Annotated in this window: 19 protein-coding genes and 1 tRNA gene; 11 read left to right on the top strand and 9 right to left on the bottom strand. The window is 67.0% G+C overall.

Annotation, left to right across the window (positions count from 1 at the left end):
* Window positions 1-45 precede the first annotated feature (45 nt).
* Window positions 46-1,083 carry a PDR/VanB family oxidoreductase gene (locus ACWEH3_RS23775; RefSeq protein WP_450015272.1) on the top strand — a complete coding sequence of 346 codons (1,038 nt, stop codon included), beginning with the start codon at window positions 46-48 and terminating at the stop codon, window positions 1,081-1,083.
* A gap of 32 nt (window positions 1,084-1,115) precedes the next feature.
* A complete protein-coding gene (locus ACWEH3_RS23770) occupies window positions 1,116-2,894 on the top strand; it encodes an SDR family oxidoreductase (RefSeq protein ID WP_450015238.1) in 1,779 nt (592 codons plus the stop codon).
* A gap of 2 nt (window positions 2,895-2,896) precedes the next feature.
* Here ACWEH3_RS23770 and ACWEH3_RS23765 read toward each other — a convergent pair whose 3' ends face one another.
* Both ACWEH3_RS23765 and ACWEH3_RS23760 read right to left on the bottom strand, forming a co-directional pair.
* Entirely contained in the window at window positions 2,897-3,409 is a 513-nt protein-coding gene (locus ACWEH3_RS23765) for a hypothetical protein (RefSeq protein WP_450015237.1), read from the bottom strand.
* Window positions 3,410-3,715: 306 nt separating this feature from the next.
* Window positions 3,716-3,868: a hypothetical protein gene (locus ACWEH3_RS23760; RefSeq protein ID WP_174553193.1), complete on the bottom strand. Its 153-nt coding sequence runs from the start codon at window positions 3,866-3,868 to the stop codon at window positions 3,716-3,718.
* Between the two features lie 78 nt (window positions 3,869-3,946).
* Here ACWEH3_RS23760 and ACWEH3_RS23755 point away from each other — a divergent pair, with 78 nt between their 5' ends.
* Together ACWEH3_RS23755 and ACWEH3_RS23750 are read left to right on the top strand one after the other, a co-directional pair.
* Window positions 3,947-4,942: a zinc-binding dehydrogenase gene (locus ACWEH3_RS23755; RefSeq protein ID WP_450015236.1), complete on the top strand. Its 996-nt coding sequence runs from the start codon at window positions 3,947-3,949 to the stop codon at window positions 4,940-4,942.
* 64 nt (window positions 4,943-5,006) lie between these two features.
* A complete protein-coding gene (locus tag ACWEH3_RS23750) occupies window positions 5,007-5,171 on the top strand; it encodes a hypothetical protein (protein ID WP_355072572.1) in 165 nt (54 codons plus the stop codon).
* A 5-nt stretch (window positions 5,172-5,176) separates the two neighbouring features.
* Here ACWEH3_RS23750 and ACWEH3_RS23745 read toward each other — a convergent pair whose 3' ends face one another.
* Window positions 5,177-5,605, bottom strand: coding sequence for a nitroreductase/quinone reductase family protein (locus ACWEH3_RS23745; RefSeq protein ID WP_379252909.1), 429 nt, complete (start codon window positions 5,603-5,605; stop codon window positions 5,177-5,179).
* Between the two features lie 113 nt (window positions 5,606-5,718).
* Between ACWEH3_RS23745 and ACWEH3_RS23740 the strand changes: the two genes are divergently transcribed.
* Window positions 5,719-5,792, top strand: a tRNA-Ile gene (locus tag ACWEH3_RS23740).
* An 87-nt stretch (window positions 5,793-5,879) separates the two neighbouring features.
* On the opposite strand, the gene ACWEH3_RS23735 is transcribed toward ACWEH3_RS23740, so the two are convergent.
* From ACWEH3_RS23735 to ACWEH3_RS23725, 3 genes are all read right to left on the bottom strand, one after another.
* The gene (locus tag ACWEH3_RS23735) at window positions 5,880-7,676 is read right to left on the bottom strand and encodes a serine/threonine-protein kinase PknD (RefSeq protein WP_450015235.1); all 1,797 of its coding nucleotides are present in this window, start codon (window positions 7,674-7,676) and stop codon (window positions 5,880-5,882) included.
* A 326-nt stretch (window positions 7,677-8,002) separates the two neighbouring features.
* Window positions 8,003-8,173: a hypothetical protein gene (locus ACWEH3_RS23730; protein WP_450015234.1), complete on the bottom strand. Its 171-nt coding sequence runs from the start codon at window positions 8,171-8,173 to the stop codon at window positions 8,003-8,005.
* A gap of 857 nt (window positions 8,174-9,030) precedes the next feature.
* On the bottom strand, window positions 9,031-9,345 hold the full coding sequence (locus ACWEH3_RS23725) for a hypothetical protein (protein ID WP_450015233.1): 315 nt from the start codon (window positions 9,343-9,345) through the stop codon (window positions 9,031-9,033).
* A gap of 697 nt (window positions 9,346-10,042) precedes the next feature.
* On the opposite strand from ACWEH3_RS23725, the gene ACWEH3_RS23720 reads away from it, so the two are divergent.
* Together ACWEH3_RS23720 and ACWEH3_RS23715 are read left to right on the top strand one after the other, a co-directional pair.
* A complete protein-coding gene (locus tag ACWEH3_RS23720) occupies window positions 10,043-10,288 on the top strand; it encodes a hypothetical protein (RefSeq protein WP_450015232.1) in 246 nt (81 codons plus the stop codon).
* A gap of 233 nt (window positions 10,289-10,521) precedes the next feature.
* Window positions 10,522-11,181 carry a serine protease gene (locus tag ACWEH3_RS23715; RefSeq protein WP_450015231.1) on the top strand — a complete coding sequence of 220 codons (660 nt, stop codon included), beginning with the start codon at window positions 10,522-10,524 and terminating at the stop codon, window positions 11,179-11,181.
* A gap of 101 nt (window positions 11,182-11,282) precedes the next feature.
* Here ACWEH3_RS23715 and ACWEH3_RS23710 read toward each other — a convergent pair whose 3' ends face one another.
* The 3 genes from ACWEH3_RS23710 to ACWEH3_RS23700 form a co-directional block, all read right to left on the bottom strand.
* Entirely contained in the window at window positions 11,283-11,519 is a 237-nt protein-coding gene (locus ACWEH3_RS23710) for a DUF6374 family protein (protein WP_450015230.1), read from the bottom strand.
* Between the two features lie 72 nt (window positions 11,520-11,591).
* Window positions 11,592-12,395, bottom strand: coding sequence for an LLM class flavin-dependent oxidoreductase (locus tag ACWEH3_RS23705; RefSeq protein ID WP_450015229.1), 804 nt, complete (start codon window positions 12,393-12,395; stop codon window positions 11,592-11,594).
* A 54-nt stretch (window positions 12,396-12,449) separates the two neighbouring features.
* Complete coding sequence (locus ACWEH3_RS23700) at window positions 12,450-13,031, bottom strand: TetR/AcrR family transcriptional regulator (RefSeq protein ID WP_450015228.1); 582 nt, start codon at window positions 13,029-13,031, stop codon at window positions 12,450-12,452.
* Between the two features lie 72 nt (window positions 13,032-13,103).
* Here ACWEH3_RS23700 and ACWEH3_RS23695 point away from each other — a divergent pair, with 72 nt between their 5' ends.
* From ACWEH3_RS23695 to ACWEH3_RS23680, 4 genes are all read left to right on the top strand, one after another.
* Window positions 13,104-13,679 carry a dihydrofolate reductase family protein gene (locus ACWEH3_RS23695; RefSeq protein WP_450015227.1) on the top strand — a complete coding sequence of 192 codons (576 nt, stop codon included), beginning with the start codon at window positions 13,104-13,106 and terminating at the stop codon, window positions 13,677-13,679.
* A gap of 365 nt (window positions 13,680-14,044) precedes the next feature.
* Window positions 14,045-14,989 carry an ATP-binding cassette domain-containing protein gene (locus tag ACWEH3_RS23690; RefSeq protein WP_450015226.1) on the top strand — a complete coding sequence of 315 codons (945 nt, stop codon included), beginning with the start codon at window positions 14,045-14,047 and terminating at the stop codon, window positions 14,987-14,989.
* Complete coding sequence (locus tag ACWEH3_RS23685) at window positions 14,986-15,747, top strand: ABC transporter permease (RefSeq protein ID WP_450015225.1); 762 nt, start codon at window positions 14,986-14,988, stop codon at window positions 15,745-15,747. Before ACWEH3_RS23690 ends, ACWEH3_RS23685 begins: the two co-directional genes overlap by 4 nt.
* 46 nt (window positions 15,748-15,793) lie before the next feature.
* Window positions 15,794-16,438: a DUF4097 family beta strand repeat-containing protein gene (locus ACWEH3_RS23680; protein ID WP_450015224.1), complete on the top strand. Its 645-nt coding sequence runs from the start codon at window positions 15,794-15,796 to the stop codon at window positions 16,436-16,438.
* Window positions 16,439-16,472: the final 34 nt, after the last annotated feature.

The raw sequence follows: 16,472 nt of genomic DNA, 5'->3' as shown, positions 1-16,472 counted from the left end.
CAACTGCCCGCGGACCTGTTCGGCAGACGTGAGCGCGACCGCACCGTGCGGGTGCTCGACGCGGTGGCCTCGGCGCGACTGCGCTGGACCGCTCTGATCAATCGGCGCGATCCGCGGCCGAAGACGGACGATCGGCGGCTCGCGCTGGTGGTCACCGAGCGGCGGATCGAGGCACACGACCAAGACGTGGTGAGCCTGCGGCTGGCCGCCCCGGACGGGCGCGCGTTGCCGCCCTGGCGTCCCGGCGCGCATCTCGACCTCGAGCTGCCTTCCGGCCGTTTGCGGCAGTACTCGCTGTGCGGCGACCCCGCGGACGTCCGCGCCTACCGGGTGGCGGTGCGCCGGATCCCCGAAGGCGGCGGTGGATCTGTCGAGGTGCACGATTGTCTTCCGGTGGGTTCGGCGATCGTGGTGCGCGGTCCGCGCAACGCCTTCCCGTTCGCCGTGCCCGGCCACGGATCTCCCGCCGCGCGTTTGCATTTCGTTGCGGGCGGCATCGGCGTCACGCCGATCCTGCCCATGGTCAGGTTGGCGCACCGGCTGGGTATCGAGTGGTCGATGGTGTACACGGGGCGCAGCCGGGATACCTTGCCCTTCCTCGACGAGTTGGCGGGATTCGGCGACCGCGTCGTGGTCCGCACCGACGACGAACACGGTCTCCCCGATGCGGGCGCCCTGCTGCCCGGCGTCGGACCCGACACCGCCGTCTATTGCTGCGGTCCGGTGCCGATGATCACCGTCATTGCCGACGCGGTGCGGGAAATCCCCCAGGTGGAACTGCATTTCGAGCGGTTCTCGCCACCGCCGATCGTGAACGGTAAACCGTTCGAGATCGAATTCGCTTCCACGGGGCAGGTCGTCGAGGTCGCCGCGGACCGTACCGCGCTCGACGCCATCCTCGCTTCCCGGCCCGACCGCCCGTACTCGTGCAGGCAAGGATTCTGCCGCACCTGCAAGGTCCGGGTACTTGCCGGTGCACCCGACCATCGCGACAGCGTGCTCACCGACGCCGAGCGCGAGGCGGGCGCGATGCTCGTCTGCGTCTCGCGCGCCGACGGTGGCCGCCTCGTGCTCGATCTGTGATCCGACCCGCCGGTCGGCCAAGGAGAATCTTGATGACCACCACCGAAATCGCCGAATTCCTCGCGGTCGAACGCACCGTGCGCAACGGCGAATTCGACCTCGCCGTCTACGAATACGGCGACCCGGCCGCGGAAACCGTTGTGCTGGTGCATGGTTGGCCCGACACCCATCACTTGTGGGACGCCGTCGTCCCGCGACTGGCTCGACGGTTCCACGTCGTCGCCTACGACACCCGCGGGCACGGGCGCTCCACCCGCACCCGGCGTACCGCCGACTTCCGGCTCGACCGCCTGGCCGCGGATTTCTACGCGGTCGCCGACGCGGTCAGCCCTGGTCGGCCCGTACATGTGCTCGCCCACGACTGGGGTTCGGTGCAGGTATGGGAAGCGGTGTGCGAGCCCGGCGCGGCGGCCCGGATCGCGTCGTTCACCTCCGTCTCGGGACCGAACCTGGACCACGTCGGCAAATGGATCCGCGACCGGCTGACGCGTCCGACACCGCGCAACGTGTGGCAGCCGTTCACCCAACTGCTGTCCTCGGCTTACACCTTCTTCTTCATGACCCCCGGGCTGCCGCGCGCCACCCTCGGACTGGTGAGGACCGAACGCCTCTGGCGGCGGATCGTCGCGCTGATGAACGAGACCGCGCCGTCGAACGTGCGTCTCGGCCCCACCTTTCGCGCCGACATCGTCGACGGCCTGCTGATCTACCGCGCGAATATCGTGCAGCGCATGCTCGCCCCACGTGAGCGGCGCACCGAAGTGCCGGTGCAGCTGATCGTCGCCGGACGCGACGTCGCCGTGCGACCCGCCGGATTCGACGACGAACACAAGTGGACCGAGCGGCTGTGGCGGCGGGACGTCCCCGCCGGGCACTGGATGCCGTTCTCCCACCCGGAGTTGCTGGCCACCGCGACCACCGAACTGATCGACACGCTCGGCGGCTCGGCGGCGCCCCGGACCCTGCGCCGCGCCGAGGTGGGCCGGACCGTGCGGCCGTTCGACGATCAGCTGGTGGTCGTCACCGGCGGTGGCAGCGGCATCGGGCGTGCGACCGCGCTCGCCTTGGCCCGTCGCGGCGCGGAGATCGTCGTCTCCGACATCGATCCGGCGGCGGCGAAGGAGACCGCCGAGCTGATCGCCGCCGAACACGGTGTGGCGCACGCCTATCCGCTCGACGTCGCCGATGAAGGCGCGATGCGCGCGCACGCCGAGGCGGTGCTGGCGACCCATGGTGTCCCGGACATCCTGATCAACAACGCGGGGATCGGTCAGGCCGGTGGATTCTTCGAGACGTCGGCGGAGGAATTCGACCGGGTACTGCGGATCAACCTCGGCGGCGTAGTGAACGGCTGCCGCGCGTTCGGTCCGGCCATGGCCGAGCGCGGTCTCGGTGGACACATCGTGAACCTGTCGAGCATGGCGGCCTACAGTCCGCAGCAGGGGTTCAGCGCCTACGCCACCAGCAAGTCGGCGGTGTTCATGTTCTCCGACTGCTTGCGAGCGGAAGTCGCCGGTCGCGGCATCTCGGTGCACACCATCTGCCCCGGCATCGTGCACACCGACATCGTGCGGCGAACTCGGTTCTCCGGCGTCAGCGCGGAGGAGGAGAAGCGCAAGCAGGAGCGTTACGACAACCTGTACCGGATGCGGCGATACGGGCCGGAGAAGGTGGCCGAGCGGATCGTGCGCGCGGTGCAGCGGGATCGCGGCATCGTGCCGGTGACGCCGGAAGCCCACTTGCAGTACCACTTCGGCCGGTTCGCGCCCGGTGTCGTCCGATTCCTGGCGGCGCGGGTGAAGCTGACCTGAGATCAGGAGGCGAGAGTGCGGGCCAACTCCGCCTCGACGGCCACGACCCGATCGGCGTCGATGCCCCACGGGTGCTCGACACCGACCCGCCGGTCCAGATCCCACAGCACGCACTCCTCGCCGGGAGCCGCCACGAATGACCACGCGACCACGGTGCGGCCGAGTTGTTCGTCCATGGATCCGTGCGCGGGGTTCGGCGGCCCCGCGCCTTCCGGGAAGTGGTGCAGGAAGCGGCCGTAAGCCCTCGCGCAGAAATCGGCGTAGCGCGTGGTGCACAGGATGAATCCGTGCCATGCCTCGTCGACCGCGTGTGACGGCATGCCGATCACCTGGTCGTCACGCATGGCCGCGCCGCAGCAGAGCAGCCACTGGCGCAATCCCTTGTCCACCAATTCTCGTGGCTGCCAAGGACAGGTCTTGTAGACGGCCTCGGGCAGTTCCAGCGCGTCGACGGCGGCGCGTACGGTCGCCAGGTCGACCTCGCGCACCGGGTTTCGACGGAACCTGAAGTTCACCACAGTTCACTGTACGTGCGCGCCGATGTGCGGCTACCGTTCTGACATGAGCGCACTCATCTTTCTGATCATCCTGTTGATGGTGCTGCTCCTCGTGGCGGCTCCGATCATCGCCGTGGTCGCCATCATCCGTTCGCAGCGCAACCGCTATCAGCCGCCGCCGTATGGTGCGTGGCGTGGCGGGCCCCGAAGCGGCGGATATTACGAGGGGGGTTCCACAGATCCGTTCTGGGCGGCCGGCGGAGCCGGTTTGATCGGCGGGTCCGATCAGCCGAGCGGCTGTGGCGGCGGGCATCAGCACCACCATCACCACGGCAGCAGTTGCGGCGGGGGAAGCGGTTGCGGCGGTGGGAGCAGTTCCAGCTGCGGTGGCGGCAGCAGTTCCAGCTGCGGCGGGGGCAGCAGCTCCAGCTGCGGTGGTGGCAGCAGTTCCAGCTGCGGCGGCGGTTCCTGACGCACGATTTGACCTCAACACGACTTCAGGTTTCATGCTGATCTTCGTTCGAAGACGGCAAGGAACGACGAAGGGTGTGTGACATGCGGGCTGTGCAAGCCGGTGAGTTCGGTGGACCGGAAGTGCTCGTGGTGCGGGAGCTGCCGGATCCGGTGGCGGGTCCGGGGGAGGTGGTCGTCGACGTGGCCGCCGCTGATGTGATGTTCCTGGACACCAAGTTGCGTAGCGGTTGGGGAACCGACTTCTTCGCGATCGAGCTGCCCTATGTGCCCGGCGGCGCGGTCGCCGGAGTGGTGGCGTCGGTCGGTTCCGGCGTCGATCCGTCCTGGATCGGCAAGCGGGTGTCGACGCCCACCGCGGCCAGCGGCATCGGCGGGGGCCTGCCGATCGGCGGATATGCCGAGAAAGCGCTGGCCAAGGCGAACACGCTGGTGGCGCTGCCGGACGGGCTGACCGCGACGCAGGCGGTCGCGCTGGCCCACGACGGTCGAACCGCGCTCGCGGTGTTCGACCATGCCGCCGTCCAGCCGGGGGAATGGGTCCTGATCACCGCCGCGGCCGGCGGGCTCGGTGTACTGCTGATCCAGCTCGCCCGTGCGGCGGGCGCGCACGTCGTCGCCGCCGCGCGCGGCGCCGCCAAGCTGCAACTCGCCGAGCGGCTCGGCGCGAGCGCGGTGGTCGACTACTCCGCGCCCGACTGGGCGGAGAAGGCGCGCGCCGCGACCGGGGGAGCGGGTGCGCACGTGGTATTCGACGGGGCGGGCGGCGCGCTCGGCGAGGCTGCGCTCACGGTCGCCGCGGATGGCGGGCGTTTTTTCGGATACGGAGCCGCCGCAGGCCAATTCGCCGTACTGAACCGGGAAACCGCCGCGGCGCGCGGCATCAGCGTTTACGGGCTGTTCGACATCACCGGCGCGGACATCGATTGGCAGGCGATCGCCCAGCGCGCTCAGGAGGAGGTCGTCGCGGGCCGCCTCGAGGTCGTCATCGGTCAGACCTTCCCGCTCGATCAGGCCGACCGGGCGCATGCGGCCATCGAGTCGAGGGCGGCGCTCGGGCGCACTTTGTTAACAGTGTGAACAAACCGGCGAACTGGACAATCGACGTAGTGCGCTGCCCCGGCGACGGCGCTAGGGTGCCGGGGTGGAAACTGTGCTCGTCGTCGCAATCGTCATCGTGGTCCTCGGCTTCGTGGTAGCTGTCGTCCAGTTCGCCAGCAGGCCGCCGAAGGAAGCCGAGCCATGGGACGACCATGACGACGCCGAGGACTACGAGGACGACTGGGACGAGGACTACCGCGAGGGCTGACCCCGCTACGCCGGGGTCAGCACCACGACCGCGATGGGCCGCTTGGTCAGCTTTTGATAGGCGCTGTAGCGACCCTTGTTCACCTCGTCGACGAGCGCCCACCGCCGCGCGTACTCGGGATCATCCGGCAGCGTCGCCCGCGCCCGCACCGTCAGTTTCCGCCGACCGACCTGGATTTCGCACTCCGGCCGGGCCTTCACGTTCGCCAGCCATCCCGGCGGCCGCGGCGATCCGCCGTTGGACGCCGTCACCAGATAGTCCGCACCGTCGCGCGCGTACGTCAGCGCCGAGGTCCGTTCCTTGCCGGACTTGCGTCCCACCGTCCGCAGCAGCAGCGTCGGATTCCCCAGCAGCAGCCGATGCCCCACCAGCCCACCGCTGTTCTCGTACACCCACTGATGCGCCTTCAGCACCTTCGTGAACAGACCGGCCATACCTGACCCTCCAGTAAGTTTCCGACCCACCCACCCTAGGTCATCCCCATCCGACTGGTCCGCACCCCACCGGACCCGGTAGCATCCCCAACGCTCGCGGTTCCCCGCGGCACGGGGCGGTAGCTCAGTCGGTTAGAGCCGTGGACTCATAATCCATTGGTCGCGGGTTCGAGCCCCGCCCGCCCCACACATGAGCTTTGATCTGCGGAAACACTCGATTCGACAGCCGAGTTGATCCAGAACACCGCTCCGGCAGCAATGTCGGAACGGGGGATCAGCCGACTGGGAGTTTCACCACCGGATTGGGCCCCAGGTCGGTGACGTAAACGTTGTCCGCCGTGTCGACCGCCACGCCCTGGGGATTTTTGAGCCCGGTGAACGGCAGCGTGGTGGGCGTCGACGCGCCCGCCGTCAACCTCACCACCCATTCGTTACCCCAGTCGACAACGTAGACGTCTCCGGTCGTGTCGACCGCCACGCCTTGAGGATCTTGAAGTCCGGTGAACGGCAGCGTGGTCGGTGCCGAAGCGCCCGGCGCCAAGCTCAACACCCGTTCGGTACCCAATTCGGTGACGTATACGTTGCCGGTCGTGTCGACCGCCAAGCCCTGGGGATCTTGAAGTCCGGTGAACGGCAACGTGATCGGTGCCGAAGCGCCCGCCGTCAACCTCAGCACCCGATTATTGCCCCGGTCGGCGACGTAGACGTCTCCCGCATTGTCGACCGCGACGCCTTGGGGATTCTTCAGGCCGGTGAACGGCAGCGCGGTCGGCGCCGATGCGCCCGCCGCGAGTTTCACCACCCGATTGTTGCTCGTGTCGGTGACGAATACGTTGCCCGCATTGTCGACCGCCACATCCTGCGGATTCTTCAGGCCGGTGAACGGCAGCGCGGTCGGCGCCGATGCGCCCGTCGCCAATTTCACCACCCGATCGTTACCCATGTCGGCAACGTATACGTTGCCCGCATTGTCGACCGCCACACCGGTGGGCAGGCTGACGCCGGTAAACGGCAGCGCAATCTGCGACGAGTAATCCGGGGCGATAGGTGTAGGCGAGTTGCCACCGCCGCCTGATTCCCGTTGGACACCGACGACGACTGCTACGGCGGCCACCACCGTGGCCGCGGCGGCGGCGAGCACTATGACGGTCTTGGGCGACAATCTGATTCGCGGCCCTTGTCGCGTGGCCACGCCCCCGGTGGTGCCGACCGCGGAGTCGTCCACCGCGGCGCAGGCCGCCGCGGCCAGTTCGCGCGCGGTCTGGTAGCGATCGTCGGGGTTTTTGGCCATTCCCTTGGCGATAACCGCATCGAACGCAGTCGGTACTTCGGGCGTGGTGGCGCTGGGACGCGGTGGCGGGGTGTAGAGGTGATGGGCGATCACACCCTGCATGCCCGATTCGCTCGTAAACGGCGGTCGGCCGGTGAGGCACTCGTACAGCACGCACGTCAACGCGTACACGTCCACTCGGGCATCGGCCTTGACTCCTGCGCTGATCTCCTCCGGCGCCATGTAGGCGGCGGTGCCGATGGTCTCGCCGATCGAGGTCAGCGTGCGGTCGTCGGTGGCGTGGGCGATCCCGAAGTCGATCAGGGAGGCGAACTCATCGCTCCCTAGCAGGACGTTGGAGGGTTTGACATCGCGGTGGACCAGCCCGGCGTCGTGGGCGGCCTGCAGCGCGCCGGCCACCTGGGCGATGATCGCCACTGCTCGCCGCGGCGACAACGCCCCTTCTCGGGTGATCACCGTGCGCAGGTCGGTGCCCTCGATCAGGCGCATATTCAGATAGAGCCGACCGTCGATGTCGCCGAAGTCGTGGATGGGGATCACATGCGGCTCGGTCAACTGCGCCACCGCCCGGCATTCCCGGCGGAACCGCTCGCGCAGCTGCTCGTCATCATTGAAGCGCTCGGGCAATACCTTCAGCGCCACCACCCGGTTGGTCAGCGAATCGTGCGCCCGCCACACCTGGCCCATGCCGCCCTGACCCAGCAGCGACAGGAGCCGATAGCGTCCGAACGCCTCCGCTGGCTGAGTGGCGTCCCCGTCACCCAGTAACGTGTCATCCATCGTGCCGTCCCATGACCACCCGACTGGCAACCGATGTACTCGAATTCATTCCGACCCGCGCCCGAGCGGGTGGCCCACACTGGTTGATTCAGCCAGGCCAGACAGTCGAGAGTGGGCGGTGGTACGCGGCCACCAGCGCGCGGATCGTTCCCAGAAATCCGCCAACAACCTGTCGCGAGTTCAGTCTACTCGGAGCCGTAGCGACGCACGGTCGAGCTCACCACTCGCCTCGGGGGAGGCGACGAAGAACTCGCCGCCGCCCGGGCAGCGAACCATGAACTGTCCTGGAACATGAACAAACGCCACTGACGAGCCCGCTCCGCGGGTCAACACCCGACACCGAGGCAAACCTGCCAACGATCAGCGGTCAGCGGCAGCAGTTCGGGTCCAGCACCACGCACAACGCCGCGAGCGCGCGGTCTGCGCACCTTGATGGCGATCACGAACGGCAGACCTCGCGCGGAGATCAGCACCAGCAGGGCCAACGGGCCGAGCACGACCGGTCAGAAGGTGGGGTGTCATGGATCGCACGGTCGGATCGGCTGGGGAGAACCCGAGCATGCCCACATCGATGCCGAAGTAGCGCGGGCGGCATCGTGCCGGTCGGCACCGCCGGGTCGGGCGTCGCCGGTCAGGTCCGGGTCGACTCGGCGCAGCGCCGACGCCAGCCACTCCGTCCGCCGGTGCTCATGGGGCATGGTCGCCAGTCCCTGTGTCGCCTCACGCACCGCTTCGGAATGGCGTCCGAGCGTGCAAGAACCCCGCCGCGCTGCACGGCGCCGAACCCGGGAGTCCACCAGTACATAGCCTCGGGCGGTTCGACGCCGTCCGCCGTTTCCGTCGCGGCGTCGGCGGCGGCCATGGCGCCTTATGCCTCGCGTGTTTCTCCGCGCGCGGCCAGTCCAGCCGTGTCTTCGATCCGGCGGGTAGCCGAGAGCATCACTGCCACGTCGGCCAGGGTGCTGGCGTCCGCGCTGGCGGGTGATCTCGTGGCGGCGATGAGCCTCCCCAGATCCGTCGTACCCAGCACCCGCTCATAGGCGGCTGTCACGCCTGCGGGCACGGCGCGCTGGCCCGTCGATCAGCCCCAAGTACGTTCTGCTGTAGATGGTCCGCTCGGCCGTCCCGCGCAGCGAGATTCCCGCCGCCGCCCGGGCGGCGCGCAACAGCACCCCAGGTTCCACAACCCCAGCCCAGCCCGGGTATGGATGCCTGAGGACGGCGAAATCGTCTGCCCGAGAACGTAGCTCACTCCCGGCTGACGACGCGGAAGCCGCGACGGCGCTGAATGAAACGCATGGGCACAGCGCAAAACCCCTCAGATTCGATGCTGAGGGGTTCAGGTGATTTGCGGTCAGGCGGCGCAGACGCGGTTGAGCTCGTCGGTGTAAGGGTCGAGGTCGGTGACGTTGTCATCTACCAGTGCGTCGGCGTAGGCAGTGATGACGTCCTTCTCCGCGCCTTGGGCGAAAAGGGCCAGGCCGCCCAGTCGGTCGGACAGCGCGGTCGCCGTCGCCGTGTCCATGGTGCCGCCACTCGTGTCGATCGCGAGGTTGATCAGCTCGATGGCCCTGGCGCAGAAGGGGGACTGGGCTTGCGCGGGTGCGGCGGGCAGGAAGAGCAGAGTGGCGGCGGCCGCAGCGAGCACAGCGGCGAAGGGCTTGGTCATGATTTCCTCTCAGAACGTTGGGCTGATCGTAGCCAGGCGGTAGAGCCCCTATTTTTGCTGGCTCGGTAGGTATCCAGACGCGGTGGACACGTCGATTCGACGAAGCTGGTGTGTCGCAGCCGAGTGTGGGACAGATGCTATTGCTCGCCGAGTTCGGCATCGCCGAGTAATTCGATCAGTTCCTGCACCGCCGCTTCGACATCGGACTCGGTGTTGGATCGAAAGCTCCTCCGGCGTGGCGAGGTTGCCGGTGCGTCCCATCCATACCCATGCCTGAATCGTTGTGCCGTAACCCCCGTTCAGCGAGATTCTCGCCGCCTCAACGGCATCCGGCCTGCCCTGGGCGCGGTCGCCTGCTCCCGATCGCGGAATACCGGGAATCGCAGGTGATCCGGCGGGACAAGGGAAACGCCTGTGTTTCGACGCTGAGGGTTTCCCGGCGTGGCCGGTTCGGGCAATTCGAACCCGTCTTTCGCGGGCATCGGGTCGGCGAAGTCGACTCGCCGACGACATTTCGGCCATTGACGCCGGCGCGGTGCGCGAACCCGTGCTCACCTCGGGTTTCACCCCGAGGGGTGAGTGTTTCCGACCCGTGGGACGATGATCTTGCGTGCTTCCTGAGAGAAGAGTTAGAGGGGTCATAAGCGGGAGCCTTCAACGGGCGAAGGCATCCCAACCGTCAGTTGAAGGAAGCACAATGACCAAAAACAAGATTATCGCAGCCGCAGCTGCGGCAGCCTGTGTGCCAATGATCGCTTTCGGTTCGGGTGTTGCTACCGGGTCCCCGGACGTAGCGCCTGTGCCTGCCCCTCCGGCAGCCGTAGATGTCTCCCAGCATGGGCAAGTGCAGACCGATGACGCCGTTTTGTTCTGGGCTCCGTTCTTCTGGCCGGTCTGCTTCATCCCGCCGCTGCTGTTCGTCTTCCCGATCTGCATCGCATGATCTGCTGGACGGCATCGCTGAGGAAACGACGAACGCCGCGCGTCACCCACGCTCGCCAGATCGTGGCGTGACCGTCGGCGTTTCGTCACCTAGGAGGCGCACTCGACCAGGCTCGATCCCGCAAGATTGATGACGACGTCCGGATGCCTGGTCTACGAGTTCTTCAAGTAAACAGCAGTACTGTTCGCGCGGCATGGGGGGACGATCTTCCCCTTCGACCGATTGGATGCGGCATGTTCGAGAAACTTGCGGGAACAGCTGCTGCGCTCGCGGTATGCGCAACGCTGATCGGGGCGCACGCGGGCATGGTGCGCGCCGCCGCTCCGGTCGTGCTGGGCGGCGGCTCCGGCATCGTCGTCAACGATCAGGGCATTTGTACGCTCACCACGATCGGGCACGATGGCGCGGGCCGGTTGGTCGGATTCACCGCGGCTCATTGCGGTGGTGCGGGTACCACCGTCGCCGCGGCGGCCGATCGCGACGCCGGCGTGGTCGGCACCATCGCCCAGGCCAACAACGACATGGACTACGCCGTCATCGTGTTCGAACCGGACAAAGTCGTACCGGTGAGCCGCGTCGGCAACACGACGATCGCCCAGGTGGGCGGTCCCGCGCAGTTCCCGGATATCGCGTGCAAGGAAGGCTATAGCACCGGCCACACCTGCGGACTGACCTACGGAGACGTGCTGGAGTCCGGGTGGACCTGGACGCAGATATGTGTCGTCCCTGGTGACTCCGGTGGGCCGGTCGTGGTCGGAACGACACTCGTCAGCATGGTGAACGCATACGTGACGGTGCCCTGCCTCGGGCCTCAGCTCGGGACGAAGATGACCGCCATCATCGACGACGTCGACGCGCGCGGTGGTCCCGGAGCCGGCTTCCGCCCGATCTAGCCGGCGTACCGACCGAGAGGGTGCCGCCGACATCCCCCGCCGGGCCGGATCCGTCCCGTCCCGCGCTCGGGATGAGTACGGAATTCGCGGGACACCGACCGTCATCGGTGACGGCCGCGGTAGTCGAGGCAGGCCCGCCCGTCGGTGGGTGGGTTCACCGGTGCGGTCGCGGCGGTGATGGCCTCGGTGCACGCGCGCAAACCCTCGGCCAGCTTGCCCGCCATGTTCTCCAGCTGTTCGGGTCGCAGGTGCTTGCCGAACGCGGCCGCATCCAGCAACTGCCTGCGCACCTCGTTGATCTGCGTTCCGGCAAGGGGGGTGGGCTCGTGGTCCGGCATGCTCAGGCACCTTACCTCGAGTCGAACGTATTTTCGATAGGTCGTTGTCGGCGCAGATCCCTCGTGGCCCGGCTACCGTCCGGCGAGCTCGGCGACGACCGGAGCGAACCTGGCGGCGAAGTCGGCGCCGAAGACGAAGTAGGAGAAGCCGATCTCCTCGCGTCGCCGCTGGATTTCCTCGGCGGCGGCCGCCGGGTCGTCCGGAAGTACGGTCAGTAGGTCCGCCGCGCGAAGCGCGGCAGGGTCGGTGTCGGGTGGCGCCATATACGGCGCGACGGTGTCACCGATGACCGGCACGGCGAGCGCGAGCTCGATGTTCCCGATGGTGCGGAAGTCGCGTGCCAGCCGCTCTACTTCGCCCCGAGGCTGATCGCCCAGCGCGAACGTGACCGTGTCCGCGACCTCTGCCGCCAACGCCCGGGCCTTTGGACCCAGTACGGCCATCGCCACGGGCGTGTGCAGGTCGGGGCCGTCGAGTTCGCGCAGCGTTTCGACGGTCTCACGTACCTGCGCCAGCCGCTCGTTCGGTGGTACGACGGGCAGTCCCTTGTCGCGGAGCTCGTCCTCGATTCCCGGTCTGCCGGTGCCGATGCCCATCTCGAAGCGACCGTCGGTCAGCAGCGACAGCGAGTGCGCTTCCCATGCCGTCAGCCAGGACGGGCGTAGCGGAGAGGCGTACACCCAGGTGCCCACGCGCAGGTCGGTCAGGGCCGCGACGGTGGCCAGCATGGGGCCGGGCGCCGGTTGCGTCTGCGGGAAGTCGGGCACCAGCAGCGTGGAGTAGCCACTGTCGGCTATGCGGCGCACGCGATCTCGCCACGTCGGCAGGTCGGCCCTGAGCGGGGCGACGACCCCGAATCGAAACGGTCTCGTCATGCCTGACTTCCTCTCGGAGAGCATCGGTGCGAACAATTGATGGATCGTTCCGGTTTACCCGACCTGGGCGGGTATTGCCCGGTCCACGATCGTCCGCACCAGTTCGGCGGCCCGCTGCTCGTCGAAAATGCCGGGGAGGGTGAGTCGTTCGAGGATGAGCCAGTTCAGGGCGAGGTAGAGCAGCACCACGGCGTCCTCGTCGCCGGGCAGCTCCGACTCTCGATAGTTGCTGATATTGAAGTCGAGATCCGCGCGTACCCGCTCGGTGAGCAGCGCCTGCAGTTCGGGCCGCCGGGTGGCCTCCAGTCGCAGTTCGAGGATCGCGAGATAGCCGGTGCGGAAATGGGCGACCCGGTCGACCACCTCGGTCATGAGTTCGGTCATGGTCTCGCGGGTCTGTGGTCCGCGGGATTTCGCCATAGCGGCGTCGCTGGGGATCAGTCGCTCGTAATAGCGGTGTCCGACCTGGACGAGCAGTGCGTCCCGGTTCGGGAAGTAATTGGAGGCGGTTCCGGCGGGCACTCCCGCCTCCTGATCGACCGCCCTGAAGGTCAGTCCACGTGCCCCTTCGCGGGCCAGGACCTCGATTGACGCATCCAGCAGAGTCTGCCGGCGTTCCGGATTCGTACGCACCACTTGACACCACTCCATCTGTAGTACTACGGTTCAAATCACTTCGCACAGAGTACTACACTTGAGGCGGTTAAGATGCGAAAGCTTGTCTACTACGTGGCGGTCTCCCTCGACGGCTACATCGCGGGTCCGCAGGGGGAATTCGACTTCTATCCGATGTGTGAGGACATGACGGCGTGGATCAATGAGCGCTACCCGGAGACGGTGCCGACGCCTCTGCGCGAGTCCGTCGGCATGCCCCTCGACACGCCGAACAAGACCTTGGACACCGTCGTCATGGGTCGCGGTACCTACGAACCGGGTCTCGCGCTCGGCTGTACCAGCCCGTACAACCACCTGAAGCAGTACGTCTTCTCCAGCACCCTCGCACCGGTGGACAACCCGCAGGTGGAGGTCGTCGACGCCGATCCGGTCGAGCTGGTCCGGCAACTGAAGAAGGAAGCGGGCCTGGATATCTGGCTCTGCGGCGGCGGCAATCTGGCTGGCCAGCTTCTCGGCGAGGTCGACCGGCTGATCATCAAGAGCTACCCCGTGATCGCGGGCGACGGTGTCGGGGCCTTCACGGGCAATTTCGAGCCGACGCGATTCAAGGTCACCCAGCGCGAAGAGTTCAGCACCGGCGCGCAGGTCACCTGGTTCGACCGCGCCTGATCCGGCGCAATCCCGCCGGAGTTCCGGCATCCCTGGCTTCACGAGCCTTTCGAAAGGCAGTACCGATATGCGAAAGCAACGCAGCATCTTCCCGACCCAGACCAACCAGCAGCGCTTCGTGACTCGCCCCGTGCCTCCGCGCACGGTCACCAATTCCAAGGGCGGGTGGCCCCGGCACGGCAGGTACGGGGCGCGGTAGCGCCCGATCGGCGACCTGGGGTGTCCGAATAATCATTTGCCGCGCGATCTGCATGTGCACGGACCGCTGCTCGTCGAATCCGGCTCTGACCAGGCCAAATGCCGTGTCAGCGGACGTGTCAGGCCGGTGTCAGGCTGGTATCAGCCGGGCTCGCGACAGTATCCCTGTGAACAGTTCAGCGATTGCAGCTTCTGGGCTGCGAAAGACATACGGGGACAAGACGATCCTCGATGGTATCGACTTGGATATCGGTGCGGGCACGATCTTCTCTCTGCTCGGCCCGAACGGGGCGGGTAAGACGACGACGGTGAACGTGCTGACCACGCTGTCGAAGGCCGATGGCGGCACGGCGCGGGTCGCCGGGCACGACATCGCGACCGATGCCGAGGCAGTGCGCGCGGCCATCGGCGTCACCGGTCAGTTCGCGGCGGTGGACGATCTGCTGACGGGGGAGGAGAACCTGCGGCTGATGGCGGATCTGCACCATCTGCGGGCACACGAGAGCAAGCGGGTGATCACCGAATTGCTCGAACGGTTCGATTTGGTGGGGTCGGCGCGAAAGCAGGCGTCGACCTATTCCGGGGGTATGCGCCGGAAATTGGATCTGGCGATGACGCTGGTCACCAAGCCGGACATCGTCTTCCTGGATGAGCCGACAACGGGATTGGATCCGCGCAGCCGGCGCACCATGTGGGAAATCGTCCGGGAATTGACGAACGACGGTGTGACGATCTTCCTCACCACTCAGTACCTCGAGGAAGCCGATCAGCTGGCCGACCGGATCGCGGTGCTCGACCAGGGCCGCATAGTCGGCGAAGGCACACCTGACGACCTCAAGCGCCGGGTGCCCGGCAGCCACATCCAGCTCCGATTCACCGACGTCACGCAGGTCGATGCGGCGGCGCGGATCGTGCCGGGGGCCACCCGCGACGACGAGGCCCTGACCCTGCGAGTCCCCGGCGACGGCGGGACGAAAGCACTGCGGGACCTGCTGAATCGGCTCGCCGAACACTCGGTCGAGGCCGAGGAGGTCTCCGTCCACACCCCTGACCTCGACGATGTCTTCTTCGCCCTGACCGGTCACGCCACCAAGGAGGCTGTCGCACCATGAGCACCATTTCCGCGCCGCTGGCCGATTCGTCGATCATGCTGCGCCGCAACTTCAAGCACATCGCCCGGACTCCGGTCACGATCTTCAACGCGGCCCTGATGCCGGTCGTGATGATGCTGATCTTCGTGTACGTGTTCGGCAACGCGTTCGATGTCGGCGAACAGTACATCGACTACGCGACACCGGGCATGATCCTGCTGGCCATCAGCTACGGGTTGTCGGGCACCGCGGTATCGGTGAGCTCCGATATGGCGAAAGGCGTCATCAACAGGTTCAAGGTCATGAGCGTCTCCCGTGGCGCCGTACTGACCGGCCACGTCGCGGCCACCGTACTGACCAATGTGATGGCCATCGCGGCTGTTGTCGGTGTGGCCTTCGCGCTGGGGTTCCGGCCACCCGCGACCGCACTCGACTGGCTGGGCGCGATCGGCATCATGGCGGCGACGTCGTTCGCGGCCGCTTGGCTCACGGTCGCATTGGGAATGGCCGCGAAGACTCCGGAATCCGCGGGCATGACCGTGGTGCCGCTGATCATGCTGCCGTTCGTGAGCAGCGCGATCGTGCCCGCCGACCAGATGGGGCAGGGCATCCGGCAGTTCGCGCAATACCAGCCTTTCACGCCGATCATCGAAGCGTTGCGCGGGTTTCTCGCCGGACACCCTTCGGGTGGTTACACGGCCGCCGCGCTCGCCTGGTGCGCCGGGTTCGCCGTCATCGGATACCTGTGGTCGCGCGCCACTTTCAACAAGCGCGTGTAGTCGCGACCTTCACACACCTACCAATTCACACAGACAGGAGACAGCCATGCCGACGTTCGAGACCCAGGAACCGATCGCCGTCACGATCGACGTGCTCTCCGGTGCGGTCACGGTGATCGCCTCGGACCGTATCGACACCGTCGTGGAGGTCCGTCCGGCCGATGCGTCCAAAAAGAGTGACGTGCGCGCCGCCGCACAAACCCAGATCGAGTTCATCGCAGGCACTTTGACCGTGAGAACGCCGAAAGACTGGCGGACCTACACCCCGTTCGGCGGCAACCCGTCGATCGAGCTGACGATCGAGGTACCCACCGGCTCCCAGCTGAAGGGCGCCGCCGCGGTGGGCCGATTGCTGGGCGCAGGCGAACTCGGCGAATGCGACCTGGAGATATCCGCGGGCGACATCACCGTCGAGCGCCCGCGTGGTTCGGTAACCGCGAAAACCGCCAAAGGCGACATCCGTATCGGCGAGGCATCGCGCGGCGTGCTCCGGCTGGAAACGTCCATGGGCGAGCTTCAGGTCGGAATCAGCCCGAGTAGCGCGGTGCAGCTGGAAACCAACGCCGAGCACGGGATCGTGCGCAACCAGATGCAGCCGGTCGACCGGTCGCAGGGCGAGGAGGACATCGTGCGGGTGTACGCGCGCAACTCATACGGCAACATTGTCATCCAGCACGCCACGGCCGCCTGATACTGCGCTCCCGCCACCCCGTCCCGCGCACAGT

Source organism: Nocardia sp. NPDC004718, from assembly GCF_053601535.1.
This window is presented reverse-complemented; position numbering and strand designations above follow the sequence as displayed.

Excerpts from the sequence above, each read along its gene's own strand:
- ACWEH3_RS23770 (WP_450015238.1), top strand. The coding sequence starts at position 1,116 with ATGACCACCACCGAAATCGCCGAATTCCTCGCGGTCGAACGCACCGTG.
- ACWEH3_RS23755 (WP_450015236.1), top strand. The coding sequence starts at position 3,947 with ATGCGGGCTGTGCAAGCCGGTGAGTTCGGTGGACCGGAAGTGCTCGTG.
- ACWEH3_RS23745 (WP_379252909.1), bottom strand. The coding sequence starts at position 5,605 with ATGGCCGGTCTGTTCACGAAGGTGCTGAAGGCGCATCAGTGGGTGTAC.
- ACWEH3_RS23735 (WP_450015235.1), bottom strand. The coding sequence starts at position 7,676 with ATGGATGACACGTTACTGGGTGACGGGGACGCCACTCAGCCAGCGGAG.
- ACWEH3_RS23725 (WP_450015233.1), bottom strand. The coding sequence starts at position 9,345 with ATGACCAAGCCCTTCGCCGCTGTGCTCGCTGCGGCCGCCGCCACTCTG.
- ACWEH3_RS23720 (WP_450015232.1), top strand. The coding sequence starts at position 10,043 with ATGACCAAAAACAAGATTATCGCAGCCGCAGCTGCGGCAGCCTGTGTG.
- ACWEH3_RS23715 (WP_450015231.1), top strand. The coding sequence starts at position 10,522 with ATGTTCGAGAAACTTGCGGGAACAGCTGCTGCGCTCGCGGTATGCGCA.
- ACWEH3_RS23710 (WP_450015230.1), bottom strand. The coding sequence starts at position 11,519 with ATGCCGGACCACGAGCCCACCCCCCTTGCCGGAACGCAGATCAACGAG.
- ACWEH3_RS23705 (WP_450015229.1), bottom strand. The coding sequence starts at position 12,395 with ATGACGAGACCGTTTCGATTCGGGGTCGTCGCCCCGCTCAGGGCCGAC.
- ACWEH3_RS23695 (WP_450015227.1), top strand. The coding sequence starts at position 13,104 with ATGCGAAAGCTTGTCTACTACGTGGCGGTCTCCCTCGACGGCTACATC.
- ACWEH3_RS23685 (WP_450015225.1), top strand. The coding sequence starts at position 14,986 with ATGAGCACCATTTCCGCGCCGCTGGCCGATTCGTCGATCATGCTGCGC.
- ACWEH3_RS23680 (WP_450015224.1), top strand. The coding sequence starts at position 15,794 with ATGCCGACGTTCGAGACCCAGGAACCGATCGCCGTCACGATCGACGTG.